Source organism: Herbaspirillum huttiense (assembly GCF_004367745.1).
In the GTDB taxonomy this organism is placed as follows: Bacteria; Pseudomonadota; Gammaproteobacteria; order Burkholderiales; family Burkholderiaceae_D; genus Herbaspirillum; species Herbaspirillum huttiense.
In genome coordinates, this window is the sequence record NZ_CP037993.1 from 4233121 (window position 1) to 4255375 (window position 22255).

Sequence of the window (22255 nt, forward strand, 5' to 3'; positions counted from 1 at the left end):
AAATCATGTCCGCATCACGCACCTGGCTGCTCGCAGCCGGCACACTTCTGTTGACCACCGCCTGCTCCACGCCGGAAGAGCGGATGGCCAAGCTGCAGATCAAACAGCAGCGGCTGGAGATCAAGGCGCAGCAAGCAGCACAGCGCAACGAGGCCCGCAATGAATTGCGCACCAAGGTTCAGGCAAGCGCAGTGACCGACCAGCGCGGCCCGTACGAGAACGTGATCAAGGCCCTGGCCAGCTGCGACGCCAGCTTTGCGGCCACCTTGCGCCAGTTCTCCGGCAGCCTGCCGCCGGCCTTCGTAGTCACGCTCAAGGGCCCGGTAGCCAGCATCGATGTGCCGGACCGTCGCACGCCCGGCAGCAACCGCATTGCGGCCGCTGGCAGCGCGCAGGCCTACGGCCAGACCCTGAGCGGCTATTACGATGAGCGCACGGAAAGCAACGGCCAGTTGCAGAAGATGAGCTGGGGCTTCTACAGCCCGGCCGCGCCGGAACAGCTGGCCAAGGTGCTGGGCGCGGCCATCCCCAACTTCAAGCGCACCAGCCGCGAACTGGACGGCAACTACGTGCGCATGGAAATCTTCGATCGCGGCGGCTGGCACCGCACGACGCGCTTCGACTATTACCGCGGCCAGTCCAACGTGCTGGGGGAACGGACCCTGGTCATCGAACCCTCGCGCGACCCCGCCTTCCCCGGCAGCCGCATCGGCTGCTCGGTGCGCGGTGCACAAGTGGCGCAGTTCCAGGATGAGTTGCGGCCTGAGGTGAATTGACGTCTGGCATGGAGATGAACGGGCCGGTTCAAGCCGGCCTCCTCTTCATGTACATCTTGTGGCCGGACCGCAAAAAAGCTAGCGTATGCCCTCATCTATTTGGAGCATGGTCATGCGCTACCGCTTATACGCCAACCCCGTCGGCTTTCTCATCGGCCAGCACGGGAGAAACCCGGAAGTCCGGGCCTTGTTGCAGATCCTGGCGCAGGGCGACCAAGAGGTCATCACGTGTAACGTCAGCCGCGTTGGAATGGTCGTCGCCAGACTCTATGCCAAACATTGATGCGTAAATGCATCAATGCCTCACCGCCCCACACAAACAAAACTCCCCGCCTCATTCACGGACCCGCTCCCCCGATACTGCGGCCAGGCCGGATAACGGCACAGCGGCCGGCTGCGGCCCGGTACCACGGTGGTATCCACCACGATCTGATCCACCGGGGCCTTCCCCTGCTCCACCCATTGCTCCAGCGCAGTCAGCGAATCCCAGGACGCATTGAAAGCGGTACCGAACACGTGCCCATAGCCGGGGATCTCGTAATAACGCACGAAGCCCTCAAGCTGCTGTTCCCCCATCGTCTTCTGCAAGCGCCCCAGATACTGCCGCGTGGCCTGCGTGCTGACCAGCGCATCGGCCGTGCCATGCGCGATCAGGATCTTGCCGCCCTTGTTGCGGAAGGCCGAGAGATCAGTCTGGTTCACATCCTGCAAGCCGTTCAACGCCACCACCCGCGCCTGATACCCGCCCGGCCGCAGCGGATCCAGCGCCAGCGGATTGAAGTTAACATCGCGCGTAACGAAGTAGCGCACCCACTGATCCCAGAAGGTGCTGTGATACGGCGGACTGCCTTTGCTGCTCACGCCCGGCATCGGATTGGCGGGCTGCTCGGTGCCCAGTCCCAGTGTCTGGATGATGGCTTGGAAAGGACTGCCCGTGCCCATGCCCCAATCCGTGCCCCAGGTGTTGAATCCGGGATAGCGCGTCTCGCCGCTGGCCAGTGGATAAGGCAACTCCAGCGGCGTGCTGAAGACCTTGAAGGCAGCAATCTGTGCGTCCGACAGGCAACCGTCGCCGCCCTCGCCTCCGCCTTCGCAACGCAAGGGCTTGCCGTTGAGCGAGGCCGTGGCCGGATCGAAACGCGCATTGCAGGCATCAACGTTGCTGATGACGCCATCGGCCACGCCATCAAGACGGTCACACGCCGCCATGGCGGCATCGAACAGGAGCTTGCGCTTGGCCGCATCGGGATAAGCCCCCGGCTGCGCCATGGCCTGCGTCATGCGGCCAAACTGCAGGTTCAGTGCGACGGCATTCCAGGCCGGATACAAGGCAATCACGCCATCCACATCAGACGGCCAGCGACTGGCCATGGCCAGGGCTTCACGTCCGCCCGTGGAGCCGCCGGCGAAATACACCCGTGCAGGCCGCTGTCCATAATGGGCGGTGACGATGGCCAGCGCCGCGTCGCGCGTCTTCTTCAAGGCATCGCCCGCGAAATTGCGCAAGGCTTCGTCGTTGCTGCCAAACGAACCATCGCGCGACGTGGTGGCATTGGCCTGGTGGCCGGAATCGCTGGCGAAGGTGGCATAGCCGCGCCCCAAGGGACCGGGCTGCGTGGCCGCGCCGGCAGGGACGTTGGCGGCCACGTCCGGAATGGTGCCGTCATAGCCGCCGCCACCGAACATCAGGGCCTTTCCATTCCACTGCGCAGGCAGGTCCACCTGGAAGCGGATCGCCGGTGCAGCGGGATCGACCGGGCTGATCTCGCCACTCACCTTGCAGTAAGCACCAACAGCCTTGGCGCCGTCGCCGCTGGCAACCACGCTCTCGATGGCCGTCACGCGTGCGCCGCGCGTGGGCAGGCCGATGGCTGCGGCCGGAAGGGTGAAGGTACGCAAGGCGGTGCAGCTTTGCGGCGTGCTCACCGGCGTGTCGGTGACAGGCTTCTCGGGTGCGCTGCTGCATGCGGCCAGCAGCGCGATGAGGCAAGGACTCAACAAGGCCGGATACAGCATGGGCCTGCGGGTGGTTCGTGGCATGGCGGTCTCCTGATGGTCTCAACGTTGTCTACGTAACGCTTGCACCGCAACACTATACGTCACTCAGGCGCACGCCCCTGCCAGGCATTCTCCAGCAAGGCCCGCAATGCCGTCCGCTCCAGCGGGCGCGGATTGGCATAGGCATTCTGCAGGGCGATGTCGGTGCAGCGATCCAGCTCCTCATGCGGCATGCCCAGCTCGCGCAGGGACAACGGTGCCTGCAGCCGGGCAGCCAATGCATGCACACCTTGCGCGGCATCGTCGGTCCCCAGGGCGCGCGCGATGCGCTGCATGGCTTCCGGTGCCGCCGGTGCGTTGTAGGCCAGCGCGTGTGGCAGGATCACGGTATGCGTCTCGGCATGCGGCAGGTTGTAGCTGCCGCCCAGCGTGTGGCACAGCTTGTGATGCAGTGACATGCCGACATTGCCCAGCACCGTGCCACACAGCCAGGCTCCATACAGACACTGGCTGCGCGCGGCCAGATCAGCGCTGCGCGCCACCAACTGCGGCAAGCCCTCGGCCAACGCGCGCAACCCCTCTTCGGCCAGCAGCGACATGATGGGGTTGGCATCCGGCGCATAGAGGCCTTCGGCTGCATGCGCCATGGCATTGATGCCGCTGGTCACCGACAGCTTCAGCGGCAAACCCGCGCTCAGTTCGGGATCGTAGATGACCGTGCGCGGCAGCACGCGCGCATCGCGCCCGGTCTTCTTGAGGCCGGCTTCGGTGATGCCATAGATGGGCGTCATCTCGCTGCCGGCATAGGTGGTCGGGATGGCCAGGATGGGCAGTTCGGATTCCAGTGCAATGGCCTTGCCCAATCCCATGGTGGAACCGCCACCGATGGCGATGGCGCAGTCCGCACCGAGTTCGCGTGCGACTTCACGGGCATGGCGCGCGGTCTCGATGGGCACGTGCATGACGGCCTGGTCGAATATCCCGGCACAGCGCTCACCGATCAGGGCGGCGACGCGCTCGGCCTCGGCGCGCTGGCCGGGCGTGCAGAGCACGAGGGCGTGGCGTGCGCCCAGCAGGTCGGTTTCGCGCACCAGGTGCTGCAGGCTGCCGGCACCGAAGATCACACGGGCGGCGGCACTGGTATAGGTAAAGCTGTTGTGGGCAGGCAGGGACATGGCAGGATCAGGTGCGCTGAGGATTGAGAATGAAATCATAGTCCAGCGTGTAGAACGGCTGCTCACAGGTGCTGCCATCGGGCGCGGGTCCGGCCTCATGGCGCGGCCAGTCGGCGATGAGCGTGGAGCGCACGCCGAAGACGGCATCGGACTCCAGATACGCGTCCCCGCGGCGGAAGACATGGGTGATCAGCGTCTCATAGCCCTCGGCCTGGATGCGGAAATGCAGGTGCGCCGGCCGCCAAGGATGACGGCCCAGCGTCTCCAGCATCTTGCCGACCGGTCCGTCATGCGGGATCGGATACGAATTGGCGAGGATGCTGCGGAAGTGGTAGCGTCCCTGCGCATCGGTATGCAGCGTGCCGCGCGCCTGCAACTGCTCGAGGTCGGGATACTGGACATCATAGAAACCATCCTCATCGGCTTGCCACACTTCCATCGTGGCATGCGCGACGGGCTGGCCATCGCGCCCGCGCACGCTGCCGCTGACGAAGCAGGGCTGGCCCTTGGCTCCGTTGGAGATATCCGCACCCAGCGGATAGACCGGCGAATTCTCCACGTGGAAGGGACCGAATACGGTCGCCTCGGTGCAGCCGGCGGGCTTGTGATTCTGCTGCGCCATCACCAGCGTCGACAGTCCCAGGGTATCGGACAGGAGGATGAATTCCTGGCGCTTGTCGGAACACAGCTGCCCGGTCTCGGTGAGGAAGCGGATGCCCTCGAACCATTCCTCCTCGGTCAGTTGTACCTCGCGCGCGAAGGCGTGCAGGTGCTGCACCAGGCTGGTCATGATCTGGCGCAGCCGTTCATTGGGCATGCCGGCATGGCGCGCCAGCACGGCCTGGGTAATGGTGTCTTCATTGAGATTGAGCATGGTCTCCTCGTCGCTGTCGTGTGTTGTGCGTGTGTGTTGTGATTGGACTGATTTTTCCGCTGAGCGGTAATATAGGTCTTATCTTTTCGCAGATATATGACGAAAGTGGAAAACTGTTTTCCACTTCGGCCTGCTCCCCCTCCCCGGAAAGCCCGTCCCATGGACCGCTGGAATCAATTCGAACTCTTCGTGCAGGTGGCCGAGCTGGGCAGCCTCTCGCGCGCCGCCGAGGCGCTGGGGATGTCCAATGCTGCCGCCAGCCGCAGCCTGGCCGCGCTGGAAGAGCGCCTGGGCGCGCGCCTGGTGGAACGCAGCACGCGCCGGCTGGCGCTGAGCCAGGCGGGCGAGGCCTTCTATCGCCACTGCAAGGCGGCGCTCACGCAAATGAAGGAAGCCGAAGCCCTGGTCAATGCCAACAGCGTCGCCCCCGGCGGCCTGCTGCGGGTGACTTCCTCGCTGTCCTTCTGCATGAAGCACATCAGCCCGCTGCTGCCGCGCTTTCATCGTCTCTATCCGGACATCACGCTGGAGGTGGTCGCGGCCAACCGCTACGTCGACCTGCTCGACAGCGGCATCGATGTCGCCATCCGCACCCGCGAGTTCGAACCGGATTCCAACATCGCCGTGCGCCGCCTGGCCGCCACCCGCCGCATCCTGGCGGCTTCGCCCGGCTACCTCGCCGCACGCGGCGTGCCGCGCGCGCTGGATGACCTGGCCGCGCACGACCTGCTGGTGTACAGCCATTCCAACCATCCCAACCTGCTGCACTTCACCCATCGCGATGGCCGCGAACTGCAGCTCGACATCACTGCGCTGATGCAGTCCAACGATGGCCAGATCATCCGCGCGGCAGCACTGGAAGGCCTGGGCATCCTGATCCAGCCCAACTACATCATCTATGACGACGTCGTCGCCGGCCGCCTGGTGCCAGTGCTGGACGAATGGGACCTGCCGCGCCTGACCATCAACATCGCCTATCAGGGCCGCAAGCATCTGCCGGCCCGGGTGCGTGTCTTCGTCGACTTCCTGCTGCAGCATTTCGAGGAAATGGACTATGAGCGCAAGTGGACACGATGAGCAGCGCTGCGCAAGCATTTACCATACATTCCACCGCACCATACCAATTGGTAAATATTAAATACCGATCAGTAGCTTTTATCTTAAACTGGTAGTAATCTTGTTGCCCGAGGTGTTGCTGACACCTCGACACTGTATTGCTGATCGCCTTGCAGACTGTATTGCCAAGGCCCTCAGCGTGTACTGAGGAACACCGCAGACTGTATTGTCGGCATGCAGCGCACTGTATTGCTCGCTGACAAGACTGTGATGCTGCTTCTTGCCCATGAGGAGACCCCCGATGCCCAATGCCACCGTTCGCTCCCTCGCTCTGCAACAGGATCTGCGCCAGCAGCACCTGCGTCTCACCTGCTGCGCGCTGTTCCTGATGGCGCTGTTGACCCTCTGGCCCGGCCGCGCCGCACACGCTGCACAACCCTGGCGCGAAGCCTTGCCCGCGCAGATCCAGACCGTGGGCAGCGGCACCATGACCTGGCTGGGTTTCCGCATCTATCAGGCCACGCTGTGGGCAGCGCAGAAGCCGCTGGATGAAAGCCAGCCCTTTGCCCTGCAACTCGACTACAAGGTCAAGATCAGCCGCGACAAGCTGGCCTCCACCTCCATTGAAGAGATCCAGCGCATGAGCCCGGCCCCCATCGCCGGCCCGACACTGGCGCGCTGGAAAAGCGAACTGAACCGCGCCTTCGTCGACGTCGCCGACGGCGACGAGCTGGTCGGTGTCTACCTGCCCCAGCGCGGCATGCGCCTGTATGACCGCGACAAGATGCTGGCCGAGATCGCCGATCCAGAACTGGCCCGCTCCTTCTTCAACATCTGGCTGGGCCAGCCCAGCCGCGATGAAAGCCTGCGCCGCCGCCTGCTCGGGGAAACGCCTTGAGCACTGCCGCGCAGCCCGCAACGCCCCCCTCCGCGCGCCTGAGCAATGCCGCCTACGGCCTGCTGGGCGCACCGCTGGCAATGGCCGCGCTGCCGCTGTTCGTGCAGATCCCGGCTTACTACGCCAGCCATGTCGGCGTGGCCCTGGCACCGCTGGGTTGGGTGCTGTTCGCCGCGCGCCTGCTGGACATGCTGCAGGATCCCCTGTTTGGTCACTTGCTGGATCGCTCGGCGCAACGTCAGAAGCGCTGGATGGCGGCTGCCGGGGTGGTGCTTGCAGTTGCCTTCATCTGTCTCTGGAAGCCACCCTCCACGCCGCAGGCGGCCATGGTGTGGCTGGTGGCGATGCTGGTGCTGGCCTATGGCGCGCACAGCATGCTGAGCATCGCCTATCTGTCGTGGGGCTCGCGCCTGCCGGAACAAGGCATGCGCGCCGTCCCCTGGCGTGAAGGTGCGGGGCTGGCCGGCGTGATTCTGGCCAGTGTGGTGCCGGTCGGGATCCTGGCTGCAGATCCGGCGCTGATCGACCAGCGCATTACCTGGTACTGCCTGTTCTTCGGCGCAGTGCTGGGCGTGGCGCTGCTGTTGCTGCTGCGCCAGCCGGCTCCGCCGATGATGGCGCAGGGCGAGCGCTGGGCCGTGTCGCTGCGCGGACTGTGGGCCAACCGGGCGTTTCGTTCGCTGCTGCCGCCTTATCTGCTCAATGCCCTGTCGGCCGCCATCCCGGCTACGCTGGCGCTGTTCTTCATCGAGGATCAATTGCAGGAACGCGCGCTGGCTGGCGGCTTTCTTGCGGCCTACTTCGGCGCGGCCGCGCTGGGGCTACCGCTGTGGAGCGCACTGGCACGCCGCTTCGGCACCATCGCCTGCTGGCGTCAGGCCATGCTGCTCTCCATTGCCGGCTTCGTCGGTGCGGTCCTGCTGGGGCCGGGCGACCGCTGGGCGTTTCTGCTGGTGTGCCTGGCCACCGGGGCAGCACTGGGTGCCGACCTGCTGCTGCCACCGGTGCTGCTGGCGCGGGTGGTCACGCAGCGCACTTCGGTGGGCGCCGCCTTCGGCATCCTGACCATGCTGGGCAAGCTGGCCCTGGCGCTGGCAGGCATCGCCCTGCCATTGCTGTCAGCCCTCGATTACCAACCCGGACAAGGGCCCAGCAGCAGCCTGCCGCTGGTCTACGCGGCCCTGCCTTGCGTGCTGAAACTGGCGGCGTTCGTGGCGCTGGGGCGCTATGGCCGTCAGCACGCTGCCTGAGCGATTTTCCGTTCGCAGATCATGAAGAAAAAGACCGACACGCACGCCACTCCCGCCTCCACCCTGCGCCTGATCCTGGGCGACCAGTTGAATGCACAGCATTCCTGGTTCGACCAGGCCGATCCCGAGGTGGTCTACGTGCTCATGGAAGTGCGTTCCGAAACCGACTACGTGCTCCATCATGCGCAAAAGATCCTGGCCATCTTCGCGGCCATGCGGGCCTTCGGCAAGCAGTTGCGCGCGGCCGGCCACCGGGTGCGCTATATCCGTCTGGATGATCCCAGCAACCGCCAGTCGCTGGTGGGCAATCTCGACGCCCTGGCCGCGCACTACCAGGCCACCCGCGTTGAATGGCAGGCACCGGATGAATGGCGCGTCGACCAGGCCCTGCAGCAATGGGGCGACAACTGGGCGCAGGCCCATCAGGGCCAGACCGCCGTGGTCGACAGCGAACACTTCCTCACTGCGCGCAATGAATTGCCTCGCCTCTTTCAAGGCCGCAAGCAATGGCTGATGGAGCATTTCTATCGCCAGATGCGCCGCCGCTTCGAATTGCTGCTCGATGCCGATGGCAAGCCCGAAGGCGGCCAATGGAATTTCGACCAGGACAATCGCAAGCGCTGGCCCGGCAATCCGCCCGAACCCCGGGATTGGCGCCAGCCGCACGACCATGGCGCCCTGTGGGAGATGCTGCAGGCACAAGGTGTGCCCAGCTTCGGCGAGCCCCAGGCCACACAGCTGCGCTGGCCGCTGGACCGTACCGAAGCCCTGCAGCACCTGGATCACTTCATCACCACCGTGCTGCCGCACTTCGGCGACTATGAAGACGCCATGAGCAGCAAGGCCCAGCGCCTGTTCCACTCGCTGCTGTCCTTCGCGCTCAATGTGAAGATGCTGCATCCGCTGGAAGTGGTGCGCCGCGCCGAGGAGGCCTGGCGGGAAGGCAAAGCGCCGCTGGCGGCGGTGGAAGGTTTCATTCGCCAGATCATCGGCTGGCGGGAATATGTGCGCGGCATCTACTGGTCGCAGATGCCCGGCTATGACGAGCGCAACGCAATGGCGCACCGCCTGCCGCTACCAGCCTGGTTCTGGACCGGACAAACCCGCATGAACTGCCTGCGCCACGCCATCGGCCAGTCGCTGGAGACGGCCCATGCGCATCACATCCAGCGCCTGATGGTGATCGGCAATTTCGCCCTGCTGGCCGGGCTCGATCCCAAGGAACTGCACCACTGGTATTTGGGCATCTACATCGATGCCTTCGAGTGGGTGGAATTGCCCAACACCCTCGGCATGAGCCAGTGGGCCGATGGCGGCATCATCGCCACCAAACCGTATGTCAGCAGCGCCGCCTACATCGGCCGCATGAGCGATTATTGCCAGGGCTGCGCCTACGATCCCAAGCAGAAAACCGGCGCCGACGCCTGCCCCTTCAATGCCCTGTACTGGGATTTCTTCCTGCGCCATCAATCCACCTTCGGCAACAACCCGCGCATGGGCATGGCTTATCAGCAGATCAAAAAAATGCAGCCCGACGATGTCCAGGCCCTGCAACAACGCGCGGCCGACCTGCGCAGCCAGCTCGACACCCTCTGAAGCCGCACCGGCAGGCGCTCCCAGCGCGCGATAATTGCTGCCGGCTGCGGTAAACGCAGGCAAAATACACAAAATCTGACGAACTCACGAAATTCTCTGCATAATGGGCCGTCAAAGGCTTGCCCATGGGCAGCACTGTTGCTTTTCGTCGAAAAACGATTATACCGAATTCAAATTCTATCTAATGAATTTGATTTATTTGTGTAAAATACCGATAATGAATTTATGAAAACCGCAAAGACAAGCAGCTCCGAGGTGTGCACCACGCAGGAAGCGGCGCACATCCTGGGCATCTCGGTGTCCTCCGTCCAGCAATTGGTGGAGGCCGGCATCATTGAGGCCTGGAAGACCAAGGGCGGGCACCGCCGCATTCCGCTGGCGGCGGTGCATGCCTACAAGTCCACGCCGGGCTCCTCGTCGTCCGGGGAGACGGCCGAGCACGGACGCAGCAGTCCGGCAGCGCGTCCCGGCAACGGCCGCACCGCCGTGCTGGTGATCGAGGACAACCGCCTGCAGCGCGAGCTGTATGCCGGCGCCCTCGGGTCCTGGGGCTTGCCGCTGGATCTGGTGTATTGCGACAACGGTTACAAGGCGCTGCTGGAGATCGCGCGCAGCAAACCCGACGTGGTGCTGGCCGATATCGTGATGGAAGGCATGGATGGCTACGAAGTGGTCAAGACCATCCTCCACGATCCGGAGCTGCAGGATGTGAGCATCGCCATCGTCAGCAGCCTGGATGCGGAAGAGATGGCCATGCGCGGCGGTATTCCGGCCGGGGTGGTGTTCTTCCCCAAACCGGTCAATTTTGATGAATTGCGCGGTTACATGCGGGCCTGCTGTGCCCGCAGGGAGCGCGAGACCCGCTAAGGGATCAACCAGGAAAGGCCCGCAGTGCCATGGATGACCGGAAACACCCCCCTCTCCCCCTCCGGTTCGCGCGCATCGACCTGCGCCTGGCCCTGGGCCTGTTTTCGCTGTTGCTGATCTGCGGTCTCTGGCTGGGGGCGTTCAAGGAACTCAACGCCAGCCGCGAGAACCATCTGCAGGATGCCCGCCGCGATGCCCAGTCGCTGTCGCGGCTGTTCCTCGAACACGCCTACCGCACCATCGAGGCCGCCGACCAGGCCGCCCTCTACCTGCGCTATCGCTATGCAGAGCGCGGCCAGTCGCTGGACCTGGCTACCGAGATCTCCAACGGCCTGGTGGCGCGCAATGTCTACAACCTCTTCACCATCGTCGATGCCAAGGGTGACGTGGTGCTCTCCAGCAAGCCCTTCACGCCGCTGAACCTGGCCGACCGCGAGCACGTACAGGTGCACATGCAGGGTGGCGCGGACAAGCTGTTCATCAGCAAGCCGGTGCTCGGGCGCGTCTCCAAGAAATGGTCGCTGCAGCTGACCCGCCGCATCAACCGTCCTGACGGCGGCTTTGGCGGCGTGATCGTGGTGTCCATCGATCCCCAATATTTCACCAGCCTGTACCACCAGATCGATGTCGGTCATCATGGCGTGATCACGCTGGTCGGGGCCGACGGCACCGCACGCGTGCGCCGCACCGGCGACATGGACGCCATGGGCGAGCAGGTCAGCGGCGGCAAAGTCTATGCGGCCATGCTGGCGCAAGGAAGCGGCGTGATCGACGCGTTCAGCCGGGTCGACGGGCGCGAGCGCATCTACGCCTTCCACAAGCTGCGCGACTATCCGCTCTACGCCTCGGTGGGCATCGATATCGAAGAGCGCCTGGCCCCCTATTACCGTGAACGCAACCGGACCTTGACGCTGGCGACCCTGATCACCCTGGCCGTGCTGATCTTCAATGCCGTCCTGATCTGGATGGCCGGCTCGCTGGTGCGGAGCCGCCAGGAAGCCATGCAGGCCAGCCAGGCCAAGTCGCGCTTCCTGTCCAACATGTCGCATGAATTCCGTACCCCGCTCAACGGCGTGCTGGGCTATTCGGATGCGCTGCGTGAGGAACTGGGCGAGTCGCCGCTGGCGCAATACGCCACCGCCATCCATGACAGCGGCAACCGCCTGCTGGAACTGGTCGAGTCCATCCTCGAAGTGACCGCCCTGGAAGACCGCCGCGTGGCCGTGCATCGGGAACCGGAGAACATCCGCGAACTGGTCAGCCATGCCATCGCCAGCCATTACCAGGCAGCCCAGACCAAGGGCCTGCAGCTGGAATGCCGTATCAGCGACGACGTCCCGCAGATCATCGTATGCGACCAGCGCAAGGTCCTGCGCGTGCTGGAAAACCTGATCGGCAATGCCGTGCGCTATACCGACACCGGGCGCGTGCTGGTCGAAGTCGATCGCAGCAGCGACCAGCTGGACATCCGTATCAAAGACACCGGCATCGGCATTCCCGCCGGGCAAGTCGATACCATCTTCGAGAAGTTCACCCAGGCCGATGACAGCGAGCGCCGCGCCAAGGACGGCGCGGGCCTCGGGCTGACCATCGCGCAACGGCTGGTGACGCTCATGGGGGGCCAACTCATGTTACAGTCCAAACAACATCAAGGATCGACGTTCAGCTTCACATTGCCGCTGCAAGAGCCGAAGTAAATCGGCCGCCAAGCCATGAGAACAGAGGGGATTACCGTGCAACTGGGCCAGTCACTGACCGATTATCACCACATCGACCCGAGCCAACTGCTGGAAGCGGTGGGCGGGGACACCGGCACCGTCGCCTCACTGGCGCGCACCTTCGCCGACAGCGCGCCGGCCATCTTTGCCCGGCTGGAACAGGCCGCCCGGGATGGCAATGCCGAGCGCAGCCGGCACGAAAGCCATAGCCTCAAAGGCATGAGTGCCATGTTTCAGGCCCAGGTACTGACGATGCTGCTGCAGCAGACCGAACAGGCCGCCCGCAACGGCCAGACGCCGCGTCCGGAAGAACTGGCGCAATTGCAGGCCAGCTTCGCGCTGGTGCTGGATGAAATCGGGCGCTGCGCGCGCTCCCTCCCCCAGTCCTGACCTGCACGGGCGCATCTCCCTGCCCGCCCTGCCCATGACGCCATCCACGCCCGCTCCCGGCTCGCCGCCCGCACCGCCGCGCATCCGCAAATCCGCCGTCACGCTCGGTGCCCTGCTGTTGGGGCTGCTGACGGCGACCGTCATCATTTCCGGCAGCCTGCTGTACCGCGCCAGCCTCAACGACTGGCGCAACGACCTGGCCACGCTGTCCACGGTGCTGGCCGAAAGCACCGCCCAGACCATCTCCTCGGCCCGGCTGGTACTGGATAGCATCCAGTCCGACATCGAAGCCGCCAACGTCAGCGATGACGCCCAGTTGCGCGAACACGTCAGCACGCCCGAGTACTCCCGGACCATGCGCGAAAAGATCCGCGGCCTGCCCTTCATCTCGGGCATCGGCATCAGCAATGCGCAGGGCCGCATCATCAGCCTGTCCCGCGTATTTCCGCCGCCACCGCTGGACCTCACCGACCGCGACTACTTCTTTCATCACAGCCAGAATGCCTCGACCGAGGATTTCCTGAGCGAAACGGTCAATTCGCGCGCGGCGGGCGTACCCACCTTCTATCTCACCCGCCGCATCAATGATCGCCAGGGCCGCATGCTGGCCATCGTGGTGGTGGCGCTGCCCTGCGCGTTCTTTGAAGATTTCTTCAGTGCGGTGACCAAGGACAAACCCTTTTCCATCCTGCTCGCGCGCGAGGACGAGAAACCCCTGATCGCCACCGCCCTGGTGCACGACAACACCGTGCGGCGCGACATCAAGCCGCTGGCCGACCTGCACCTGCCGCGCCCGCCCGGCACCGACGCCAAGCAACCCTATTACTTCATGCAAGCCCACTGGCTGGGCATCCACCGGCCGGTGCGCAATGCGCCGATATATCTGGAAATCGGTGTGACCGACAAGGTCTATTTCAGCGAATGGCTGGAATCGATGTATCCCTTGATGCTGGTGGCTGCCATCAGTCTGGTCGGCCTCATCGGCGGCTTCGGCGTGGCCCTGCGCCAGGTCCAGCGGCGCGAACAGGATGCGCAGCTGGCCCTGGAACTGAAGGAAGAAGCGGACCATGCCAACGAGGCCAAGTCGCGTTTCCTGGCGATGGTCAGCCATGAAATCCGCACCCCGATGAACGGCATCCTGGGCCTGTCCGAACTGCTGATGGAATCGGGCCTGTCGAGCAAACAGCAGCACTATGCCGACAGCATCCACAACGCCACCGGCGGACTGGTGCGCATCATCAACGACATCCTCGATTTTTCCAAGATCGAATCCGGCAAGCTTGATCTGGAGGGCGTGGCCTTCCACCCGGCGCGGCTGGTGCGCGAGGTGGCCGAACTGTACCGGCCCTCGATCCACAACAAGGACGTGCAGCTGGATGTGCGCATCGATTGCGACGACGCGCTCTGTCTGGTCGGCGACCCCTCGCGCCTGAAACAGGTGCTGGGCAACCTGCTGAGCAATGCCATCAAATTCACCCAGGCCGGCTATGTGCGGCTGAGCATGTCGGCGCAACGTGAAGAAGAAAGTCCGGAGCGCTGGCGGCTCTTCTTCGCCATCGCCGACAGCGGCATCGGCATTGCCCCGGAAGCGCTGGCCCAGCTGTTCCAGCCCTTCACCCAGGCCGACACCTCGATTTCGCGCCGCTTCGGCGGCACCGGGCTGGGCCTGGCCATCAGCAAGAATCTGGTGGAACTGATGGGCGGCAAGATCGCCTGCCAGAGCGTGCCGGGCCAGTCCACCAAATTCAGTTTCGACATCCTCTGCCCGGAAGGGGTGGCGGAAGCCCGCCCGGACGCGGCCCCGGAGACGGTAATGAAGAATAAGGCTTCACTTGCACCGGAAGCCACCGCCAGTGCGGCCTCCTTCCCGCCAGCACCTCCCGCGCAGATGCCCCCGCTGTCCGCGCTCACCCCTGCGCCTGCACCTGCTCCGTCGCCTGCGCCTGCCTCTTCCGCCCTCACCGGTGCGCGCATCCTGGTGGCCGAAGATACCGAAATCAACCGCCAGCTACTGCGCATTCTGCTGGCGCGCCGCGGCTGCATCCTGGAAGAGGTGGAAAACGGCCAACTGGCCCTGGATGCCCTGCGCAGCGGCAACTATGACCTGGTGCTGATGGATTGCATGATGCCGGTCATGGACGGCTACCAGGCCACCGCCGAAATCCGTGCCTTCGAACAGGCCAACGGGCGCCCGCGCACGCCCATCATCGCCCTCACCGCCAGCGCCATCGAAGGCGACCGCCAGCGCTGCCTCGATGCCGGCATGGACGACTACCTCAGCAAGCCCTTCACCCAGGTCGGCCTGATGAATGCCGTGGAAAAGTGGCTGCAAAAATCCTGAGATCGATAAACCTGAGTTGAATTCAGGAAAATCCTTACGAAAATAAAACAACTGATTAAATCGCTTTATTTGATTTATTTGTTTAGCCGTCTTATGATGGTTCCTGAGCGCACATGAATATTCCAACACAGCGCATTCATCAGGAGTGTCATCATGAAATGGTTCTACGATCTGAAGATCGCCCACAAACTCAATGCCGGCTTCCTGGTCGTGCTGATGTTCATCGTGGCGCTGGGCGGCTTCTCCATTGCGCAATTGGCGCAGGTCAACCAGAGTTCCACCGACATCGCGCGAAACTGGCTGCCCAGCATCGACACCCTGTCCAAGATCAGCCTGGCACTGGCGCGCTCGCGCAGTTTCGACATGCAGCAAGTGCTGACTGAAGACAAGAAGGAAGAGCAGGCTGCACGTGAGCGTGGCAACAAGCAGATGGCCGTGCTGGAAAAGGAAGTGGCGCATTACGCCACCCTGGTCTCGGAGCCGCGTGAAAAGGAGCTGTTCCCGGAAATCCAGCGCAACATCGCCGCCTACAAGGCCGCCCACGAGCGCATGGAAAAGCTGTTCATTGATGGCCAGAAGCAAGCCGGCTATGCCGTCCTCACCGCCGACTCCACGCCCGTCTATCGCAAGCTGCAAGACCAGATCAACGAACTGAGCGAGGTCAACAGCAAAGGCGCAGCCGTCTCGGAGCAGCAGGCGACCACCGTCTACGAGCAGGCCCGCATGGCCATCTTTGCCCTGATCGCCACCTGTGTCGTGTTGGCCCTGACCTTGTCCTGGTGGATTGCACGCCTGGTTTCCCGACCGCTGACCCAGGCCGTCTCGATCGCCCGCCAGGTGGCCGAAGGCGACCTCACCGCCCGCATTCCCGACAACACCGGCCGCGACGAGACCGCCCAGTTGATGGCTGCCCTGAAGCAGATGAACGACAACCTGCTCAACATCGTGCAGGAAGTCCGCACCGGTACCGACACCATCAGCACCGCCTCGGCCGAAATCGCCACCGGCAACATGGACTTGTCTTCCCGTACCGAACAACAGGCCGGTGCCCTTGAAGAAACCGCCTCGGCCATGGAAGAACTGACCTCCACCGTGCGCCAGAACTCCGACAATGCACGCCAGGCCAACCAGTTGGCGGTCTCCGCGTCGGAGGTGGCCCAGGCCGGAGGCCAGGTAGTGGGCAAGGTTGTTCATACCATGGATGCCATCAATGAATCGTCTCGCAAAATCGCTGACATCATCAGCGTCATTGACGGGATCGCCTTCCAGACCAACATCCTGGCCCTGAACGCCGCCGTGGAAGCGGCCCGTGCCGGGGAGCAGGGACGCGGCTTCGCGGTGGTCGCCTCGGAAGTCCGTTCGCTGGCCCAGCGCAGTGCCTCGGCCGCCCACGAAATCAAGGCCCTGATTGACGACTCGGTGGCCAAGGTCGACACCGGCACCAAGCTGGTCGGCGAAGCCGGCCAGACCATGAACGAGGTGGTGGCCAGCGTCAAGCGCGTCTCCGACATCGTGGCCGAGATCACCGCCGCCGGGGCCGAGCAGAGCCAGGGCATCGAGCAGATCAACAATGCCGTGGTGCAGATGGACGAAAACACCCAGCAGAACGCCGCCCTGGTCGAACAGGCTGCTGCCGCCGCCAAGGCCCTGCAGGAACAGGCAACGCGCCTGAGCCAGACGGTCGGCGTGTTCCGCCTCGATGCCAGCGACGTACCCGCCACGGTGCATGCCAAACATGCCAAGGCAGCGATGGCCAGCGCAGCAGCACGCGATATCACCCCGGCTCGTCCGGCAGTGGCGGCACCGCGTACCCCGAGCATCGCCCGGTCAGCACCGGCCGCACGCCCGGCCACACCGGTCAAGAGCCAACACGACAGCGCCGACAACGGTGACTGGGAACAATTCTGAAGACCCGAGGACGACATGGACGCCTTTCAAAAAGAAATCGACGAACGCACCAACCTGACCTCCAGCAACAAGTTTGAACTGCTGCTGTTCCGCCTCGGCAACCCGGAAGGGACCACCGACAAGCCGGGCGAGCTGTATGGCATCAACGTCTTCAAGATCCGCGAGATCGTCCCGATGATGGACATCACAGCCGCCGCCGGCATGCGCTCCCCGATGCTGGGCATGGTCAACATCCGCGGCCAGGTGATGTCGGTGGTGGACCTGCCGGCAGTGGCCGGCTGCAAGCCGGGCCATGGACTGAACATCCTGCTCATCACCGAGTTCGCCCGGCACACCCAGGCTTTCGCGGTGGAATCGGTGGAAGAGATCGTGCGCCTGGACTGGAGCCAGGTCCTGCCGGCCGACTCCAATGCCTCCGGCAACGTGGTCACCAGCATCGCCCGCCTCGACTCGGCCCAGGACGGTGGCCGCCTGGTGCAGGTGCTGGACGTGGAACAGATCCTCAACATGGTCTCGCCGGTCAAGGAACAGATGCAGCCGCCGACGCCGGGCAGCAACGAGTTGAAGATCAAGCCCGGATCGGTCGTACTGGCCGCCGACGATTCACGCATGGCACGCGCCCTCATCGAGCAGTGCCTGACCGATCTCAAGCTGCCCTACGTGATGGCTACCGACGGCCTGCAAGCCTGGAAGAAACTGCAGGAGCTGGCCCGCGAAGCGGAACAGGAGCACAAGCCGCTCACCGACAAGGTCGCCATGGTGCTGACCGACCTCGAAATGCCGGAGATGGATGGCTTCACCCTGACCCGCAAGATCAAGGCCTCGGACCTCTACAAACAATTGCCGGTGGTGATCCATTCTTCACTGACCGGTGCCGCCAACGAAGACCATGTGCGTTCGGTGGGCGCCAATGGTTATGTCGCCAAGTTTTCCCCGCCTGAACTGGCAGCAATGCTGCGCAAGGTGCTGCCCCCCTGACGGCACCTACTTGCAGAGCCAGGAACGGCGCTTTTTACAAGCGCACGGCCGACACCCCGTCGGCCGGCAAGACCGGCCCCACGCCACCCTGACGGTGCCGTGGGGCTTTTCTTCATATGGCCGCAGTGCAGCACCCCGCCAATCCGGGCTGGCTTGAGCTATCTCAAATTATTTCGAGGCCAGGCTCCTAGAATCGGCTGTGAACATCCCTCCGGCACGCCCGCGCCCTGCCGGCGATGCGGATGTCTCCGCCCCGACCTGCGTACGGTCGCGCCCTGTATCAGGAGGCTGGCCATGATTCCCACTGCCGATCGTGTCGTTTCCCTCGCCCCGTCTGCCGACAGCAACGGACTGGCCCAGCGCATTCCGGCCCTGCTGGCGGAGATGGATGCCGAGCACCGTGAGGTACTGGAGAGCGTGGCCGCGCTGGCGATCGTGCCGCCGGCCGGTTTTGCCAGCGCTTATGCAGCCCTGGTGGCGCAGATCGAGGCAGGATTCCGGGAAGAAGAAAAGATGATGGATGAGATGGGCTACAGCGATCTGCGTGCCCATCGCCGCGACCATGCGGAACTGCTGGCGCTGCTGCACCGGCTGCGGCCTTATCTGGACGATGGCAACGCGCCGCTGGCCGATATCGTCATGGGCATGATCCCGGCCATGCTGGTACGCCATATGGCGGGGATGGATCAGGCACTGGCGCTGGCCTTGCGCGTGCGAGCCGCTGCAGCAGGGCCATGCTGAACTGAGCACGGCCCGGCACGGATCAGGCCGGAAAATTCACCCTGTGGCGCTCAGGCATTCAAGGGGGTGGATGCACGGTCCGTGCGGTCGCTGCGAATGCTCTCCGGCCCGGTACCGTAATCGGCCAGCGTGGCCCGGTAGAAATCAATGAACTCGCCTGCCGGCAAGGGCTTGGCGAACAGCCAGCCCTGGGCGAAGTCGACTCCGTGCTGGCCGAGATAGGCGGCCTGCTCCAGGGTTTCCACGCCTTCGGCGACGATGAACAGATTCAGGCTCTTGGCCATGGCGATGATGTGATCGATCACGGCGCTGGTGGCTGCGCCCGTGCCGATGGTGCTGACGAAGGACTTGTCGATCTTGAGCGCGTCCATGGGCAGGCCCTGCAGGTATTGCAGGTTGGAATAGCCGGTCCCGAAGTCATCGAGCGCCATCGAATGCCCCAGCTCGCGCGCGCGTGCCAGCGTCACGCGGGCCGAGGCAATGTCCATGCAGCCGCGTTCGGTGGCTTCCATCCACAACTGCTCGGTGCGGATATCGGTCCCCGCCAGCGTCTGGCTGACCACGTCGATGATGCGGCCGGTCTTGATATCGTGGGCAGCGACGTTGACCGCCACGTGCAGGGCCCGGTCGGCGCGCAGGGTATCGCCCAGTTCTTCCACCACAGCCGCGATGACCTGATCGGTCATGGGCAGGATCAGTCCGCTCTCCTCGGCCAGCGGCACGAACAGGTCGGGCCGCACGATGCTGCCATCCGGCCGCCGCCAGCGGATCAGCGCCTCGGCACCGATGCAGCGGCCGCTGGCCAGCTCGATGATCGGCTGGTAGAACACGATGAATTCCTTCTTGCGCACCGCCAGTTGCAAATCCGCCAGCGGCGACAAGCGCGCCTGCGATACCCGCAGCACCAGAATCACCAGTCCCAGCGCGAGCAGCACGCCCACCGGCAGGAACCAGCGCTGCTCGCCGGTCATGGTCTCCACCACATGCTGGCCGTCAATGATGGCGGCGGCGGTCCAGCCGTCGCGGCTGACGGTGGAGACAAAGAACCCATCGAAATCCTGGTTGCCCACGCCGCGCAAGGCGCGACCGGCCATGCCGCTGGCGATGGGCATGCCGTACTGCGCGACCAGCCCGAAACCGTTGCGTGCCAGCACCACATGCACGCCATCTTCCAGCACCACGTCGACAAAGCGTTCGCGATGCACCAGCGCCGCATGGGCACCGTACTGGATGGACATCATGCTGGGCCCATCGCTGATGTAGGAAGCCTGTTCCAGCGCCACGCCGACGCCGTCCGCCGTGGTGAACACCGCCTCCGGCTGCGGACGGCGCAGCGCCTGCGCGCGGCGATCCCAGGAGGTGCACTTGAGCTGGCCGTATTCGTAGTAGCCCATTTCCTCGATGGCACCGGAACTGACGGCGATCAGCCGCATCTGCGCGATGTGCTCATCCGAGCAGGGAAACAGCAGCAGGGGCGACATCGACTTCAGCGCCCGCTGGGTGTTCTGGAAAGTGGCTTCGGCGCGATCCACGACCGACTCGGCATAGCGCGTCAGGCGCTCGTGCTCGGAATCGATCACCGCCTGGCGCGACAGCCACAGCATGCCGATCACCGGCATTGTGGCCGCCACGATGGTGGCAATGACGGTCAGGACCACCACCTTGTTCTTGTTGCTCACATCGCCCCCTTGTGCTGCCGCTCGCTTCGCGGCCAGTTTGCCCCGGAATTTCTGTCTGATGCTCATCATTAGACCGCGATTAACCGATTAAATCAATTTAATCATTTTATGAATTGATTAAGCGTCTTTGCAACGCTTGAGAAAAGAGCTCCGCGCAGGGGCTATGAATCTCAATTTTTCTTTATAAATCAAAGACAAAATACATCAATCACCGGCGCGCAGAAGGGCTTTTCGTCTTGACAATACAGTGTGGTCCAAGCAACGAATTTACCGTTTATTCCCACAAAGAATCATTTTTTTAGCGATTTCAATGAATTTATGCTTTAATGATTCCACCAATCAATTTTTCAGGAATCGATCATGCGCCTCAACCTGCCCGTCACCCAACAAGAGCGTGAGATCGAAGCTTATGCCTCCATCGTCTCCAAGACCGATATCAAGGGGCGCATCACCTACGTCAACCCGACCTTCATCCACATCAGCGGCTTCACGGAAGAAGAGCTGATCGGTGCGCCGCAGAACATCGTGCGCCATCCCGACATGCCCGAGCTGGCCTTCGCCGACCTGTGGAGCACCCTCAAGGCCGGCCTGCCCTGGACCGGACTGGTCAAGAACCGCTGCAAGAACGGCGACTTCTACTGGGTCAAGGCCAACGTCACGCCGATCTGGGAGCGCGGCAAATGCACCGGCTACATGTCGGTACGCACCAAGCCCACGCGCGCCGAGATCACCGCCGCCGAGCAGGCCTACAAGGAACTCAAGAAGGAAAGCGCCCGCATCGCCGTGCATCGCGGAGAAGTGGTGCCGACCGGCCTGCGCGGCAAGTTGCGCCAGGTCTCGCAGGTATCGCTGAAGACCCGATTGGATCTGGGCCTGGGCACGGCGGCCGCCGGCATCTGTGCGCTGGCTTTCCTCAACGGGCAGTGTGCCGAACACGCCAGCAGCCTGCCGACCCTGGCCGCTACCGGCGTCGCCCTGGGCAGCCTGGCGCTCCTGCGCATGACCCTGGCTACGCGCATCTTCACCCCCTTGCGGCGTGCCGTGGCGCAGGCGCGCCGGGTCGCGGGCGGCGATCTGTCGGCCGCAGATCTGCAGGCGCGCCGCGATGAAATGGGTGCCCTGCTGCAGGCCATGGAACAGATGCGGGTCAACCTGGTGGCATCGGTGGGCGACGTGCGCCGCAGCAGCATGCACATTGCCCAGGCCACCGGCGAGATCGCTCGCGGCAACATGGACCTGTCCTCCCGCACCGAATCACAGGCCAGCAGCCTCGAAGAAACCGCTGCCAGCATGGAAGAGCTGGCCTCCACCGTGACCCAGAACAGCGAGAACGCGCGCCAGGCCAACCGCCTGGTGGAAGAAGCGCTGGCCACCACGCGCGATGGCGAAGCCTCCATCCACCACATCAACGACACCATGGATGCCATCCACAAGAGCGCCGAGCAGATCAAGCAGATCACCGGACTGATCGACGGCATTGCCTTCCAGACCAATATCCTGGCCTTGAATGCGGCGGTGGAAGCAGCGCGCGCCGGAGAACAGGGACGCGGCTTTGCCGTGGTCGCCGGTGAAGTGCGCAACCTGGCACAACGCTCGGCCCAGGCCACCAAGGAAATCAAACTGCTCATCGACGAATCCTCGCAGCGGGTTGGTACCGGCGTGAAGCTGGCCGGTGACATGCGCGACACCATGGGCGGCATCATGCGCTCGGTGACGCAGGCCGCTACCGCCGTGGCCGAGATCACCGCCGCCTCGGGCGAACAGCAGACCGGCATCCAGCAGGTCAACGAAGCCGTGGTCCTGATGGATGAAGTGACCCAGCGCAATGCAGCGCTGGTGGAAGAAGCAGCGGCCGCCGCCGGCAGCCTGGAGGAGTCGACGCAGCAGATGATCCAGGCCATCAGCGTGTTCAACCTGGACGGCATGGCAGCTACGGCCGCGGCCTTGCCCACGCACGACAACAAGCGTGTGGCCCTGCCCCGCGCTGCCTGACCTGGAGGGCGCGGCTCC

The 22255-nt window shown here is 63.9% G+C and carries 18 protein-coding genes; 14 read left to right on the plus strand and 4 right to left on the minus strand.

Features of this window, described 5'->3' with window-relative positions; genetic code table 11:
* Positions 1-5: 5 nt before the first annotated feature.
* Together E2K99_RS18925 and E2K99_RS25595 are read left to right on the plus strand one after the other, a co-directional pair.
* Positions 6-776 carry a hypothetical protein gene (locus E2K99_RS18925; protein ID WP_134223201.1) on the plus strand — a complete coding sequence of 257 codons (771 nt, stop codon included), beginning with the start codon at positions 6-8 and terminating at the stop codon, positions 774-776.
* Between the two features lie 112 nt (positions 777-888).
* Entirely contained in the window at positions 889-1059 is a 171-nt protein-coding gene (locus E2K99_RS25595) for a hypothetical protein (RefSeq protein ID WP_166675084.1), read from the plus strand.
* Positions 1060-1079: 20 nt separating this feature from the next.
* On the opposite strand, the gene E2K99_RS18930 is transcribed toward E2K99_RS25595, so the two are convergent.
* Genes E2K99_RS18930 through E2K99_RS18940 form a run of 3 tightly spaced genes read right to left on the minus strand, consistent with a single transcriptional unit; the run spans position 1080 to position 4823 of the window.
* A complete protein-coding gene (locus E2K99_RS18930; RefSeq protein ID WP_205703702.1) occupies positions 1080-2816 on the minus strand; it encodes a tannase/feruloyl esterase family alpha/beta hydrolase in 1737 nt (578 codons plus the stop codon).
* A gap of 59 nt (positions 2817-2875) precedes the next feature.
* Entirely contained in the window at positions 2876-3949 is a 1074-nt protein-coding gene (locus E2K99_RS18935; protein ID WP_134223202.1) for a maleylacetate reductase, read from the minus strand.
* Positions 3950-3956: 7 nt separating this feature from the next.
* A complete protein-coding gene (locus E2K99_RS18940; protein ID WP_134223203.1) occupies positions 3957-4823 on the minus strand; it encodes an intradiol ring-cleavage dioxygenase in 867 nt (288 codons plus the stop codon).
* A gap of 159 nt (positions 4824-4982) precedes the next feature.
* Between E2K99_RS18940 and E2K99_RS18945 the strand changes: the two genes are divergently transcribed.
* The 11 genes from E2K99_RS18945 (at position 4983) to E2K99_RS18995 (ending at position 18566) form a co-directional block, all read left to right on the plus strand.
* The gene (locus E2K99_RS18945) at positions 4983-5900 is read left to right on the plus strand and encodes a LysR family transcriptional regulator (RefSeq protein ID WP_134223204.1); all 918 of its coding nucleotides are present in this window, start codon (positions 4983-4985) and stop codon (positions 5898-5900) included.
* A 280-nt stretch (positions 5901-6180) separates the two neighbouring features.
* Positions 6181-6777, plus strand: coding sequence for a chalcone isomerase family protein (locus E2K99_RS18950; protein ID WP_134223205.1), 597 nt, complete (start codon positions 6181-6183; stop codon positions 6775-6777).
* A complete protein-coding gene (locus E2K99_RS18955) occupies positions 6774-8027 on the plus strand; it encodes an MFS transporter (RefSeq protein ID WP_240733760.1) in 1254 nt (417 codons plus the stop codon). Before E2K99_RS18950 ends, E2K99_RS18955 begins: the two co-directional genes overlap by 4 nt.
* A 21-nt stretch (positions 8028-8048) precedes the next feature.
* Complete coding sequence (locus E2K99_RS18960) at positions 8049-9623, plus strand: cryptochrome/photolyase family protein (protein WP_134223206.1); 1575 nt, start codon at positions 8049-8051, stop codon at positions 9621-9623.
* Between the two features lie 225 nt (positions 9624-9848).
* Positions 9849-10490 carry a response regulator gene (locus tag E2K99_RS18965; protein ID WP_034334097.1) on the plus strand — a complete coding sequence of 214 codons (642 nt, stop codon included), beginning with the start codon at positions 9849-9851 and terminating at the stop codon, positions 10488-10490.
* Positions 10491-10519: 29 nt separating this feature from the next.
* Positions 10520-12187, plus strand: a complete 1668-nt coding sequence (locus E2K99_RS18970; RefSeq protein WP_205703703.1) for a cache domain-containing sensor histidine kinase — start codon at positions 10520-10522, stop codon at positions 12185-12187.
* Between the two features lie 36 nt (positions 12188-12223).
* On the plus strand, positions 12224-12598 hold the full coding sequence (locus E2K99_RS18975; protein WP_240733761.1) for an Hpt domain-containing protein: 375 nt from the start codon (positions 12224-12226) through the stop codon (positions 12596-12598).
* 34 nt (positions 12599-12632) lie between these two features.
* Positions 12633-14939, plus strand: a complete 2307-nt coding sequence (locus E2K99_RS18980; protein ID WP_134224169.1) for a hybrid sensor histidine kinase/response regulator — start codon at positions 12633-12635, stop codon at positions 14937-14939.
* Positions 14940-15092: 153 nt separating this feature from the next.
* Entirely contained in the window at positions 15093-16847 is a 1755-nt protein-coding gene (locus E2K99_RS18985; RefSeq protein WP_134223208.1) for a methyl-accepting chemotaxis protein, read from the plus strand.
* 15 nt (positions 16848-16862) lie between these two features.
* A complete protein-coding gene (locus tag E2K99_RS18990) occupies positions 16863-17825 on the plus strand; it encodes a chemotaxis protein (protein ID WP_134223209.1) in 963 nt (320 codons plus the stop codon).
* A gap of 294 nt (positions 17826-18119) precedes the next feature.
* Positions 18120-18566 (plus strand): bacteriohemerythrin, encoded by a 447-nt coding sequence (locus E2K99_RS18995; RefSeq protein ID WP_134223210.1) that lies wholly within the window; start codon positions 18120-18122, stop codon positions 18564-18566.
* Positions 18567-18616: 50 nt separating this feature from the next.
* Here E2K99_RS18995 and E2K99_RS19000 read toward each other — a convergent pair whose 3' ends face one another.
* Positions 18617-20245, minus strand: coding sequence for an EAL domain-containing protein (locus E2K99_RS19000; RefSeq protein ID WP_134223211.1), 1629 nt, complete (start codon positions 20243-20245; stop codon positions 18617-18619).
* A 360-nt stretch (positions 20246-20605) separates the two neighbouring features.
* Here E2K99_RS19000 and E2K99_RS19005 point away from each other — a divergent pair, with 360 nt between their 5' ends.
* On the plus strand, positions 20606-22237 hold the full coding sequence (locus E2K99_RS19005) for a methyl-accepting chemotaxis protein (RefSeq protein ID WP_134223212.1): 1632 nt from the start codon (positions 20606-20608) through the stop codon (positions 22235-22237).
* Positions 22238-22255: the final 18 nt, after the last annotated feature.

Bases quoted from the DNA above. Each gene is read 5' to 3' on its own strand.
- E2K99_RS18925 (WP_134223201.1), top strand. From the start codon at position 6: ATGTCCGCATCACGCACCTGGCTGCTCGCAGCCGGCACACTTCTGTTG.
- E2K99_RS25595 (WP_166675084.1), top strand. From the start codon at position 889: ATGCGCTACCGCTTATACGCCAACCCCGTCGGCTTTCTCATCGGCCAG.
- E2K99_RS18970 (WP_205703703.1), top strand. From the start codon at position 10,520: ATGGATGACCGGAAACACCCCCCTCTCCCCCTCCGGTTCGCGCGCATC.
- E2K99_RS18985 (WP_134223208.1), top strand. From the start codon at position 15,093: ATGAAATGGTTCTACGATCTGAAGATCGCCCACAAACTCAATGCCGGC.
- E2K99_RS18995 (WP_134223210.1), top strand. From the start codon at position 18,120: ATGATTCCCACTGCCGATCGTGTCGTTTCCCTCGCCCCGTCTGCCGAC.
- E2K99_RS19005 (WP_134223212.1), top strand. From the start codon at position 20,606: ATGCGCCTCAACCTGCCCGTCACCCAACAAGAGCGTGAGATCGAAGCT.
- E2K99_RS18935 (WP_134223202.1), bottom strand. From the start codon at position 3,949: ATGTCCCTGCCTGCCCACAACAGCTTTACCTATACCAGTGCCGCCGCC.
- E2K99_RS18990 (WP_134223209.1), top strand. From the start codon at position 16,863: ATGGACGCCTTTCAAAAAGAAATCGACGAACGCACCAACCTGACCTCC.
- E2K99_RS18945 (WP_134223204.1), top strand. From the start codon at position 4,983: ATGGACCGCTGGAATCAATTCGAACTCTTCGTGCAGGTGGCCGAGCTG.
- E2K99_RS18930 (WP_205703702.1), bottom strand. From the start codon at position 2,816: ATGCCACGAACCACCCGCAGGCCCATGCTGTATCCGGCCTTGTTGAGT.
- E2K99_RS18940 (WP_134223203.1), bottom strand. From the start codon at position 4,823: ATGCTCAATCTCAATGAAGACACCATTACCCAGGCCGTGCTGGCGCGC.
- E2K99_RS18960 (WP_134223206.1), top strand. From the start codon at position 8,049: ATGAAGAAAAAGACCGACACGCACGCCACTCCCGCCTCCACCCTGCGC.
- E2K99_RS18950 (WP_134223205.1), top strand. From the start codon at position 6,181: ATGCCCAATGCCACCGTTCGCTCCCTCGCTCTGCAACAGGATCTGCGC.
- E2K99_RS18980 (WP_134224169.1), top strand. From the start codon at position 12,633: ATGACGCCATCCACGCCCGCTCCCGGCTCGCCGCCCGCACCGCCGCGC.
- E2K99_RS18965 (WP_034334097.1), top strand. From the start codon at position 9,849: ATGAAAACCGCAAAGACAAGCAGCTCCGAGGTGTGCACCACGCAGGAA.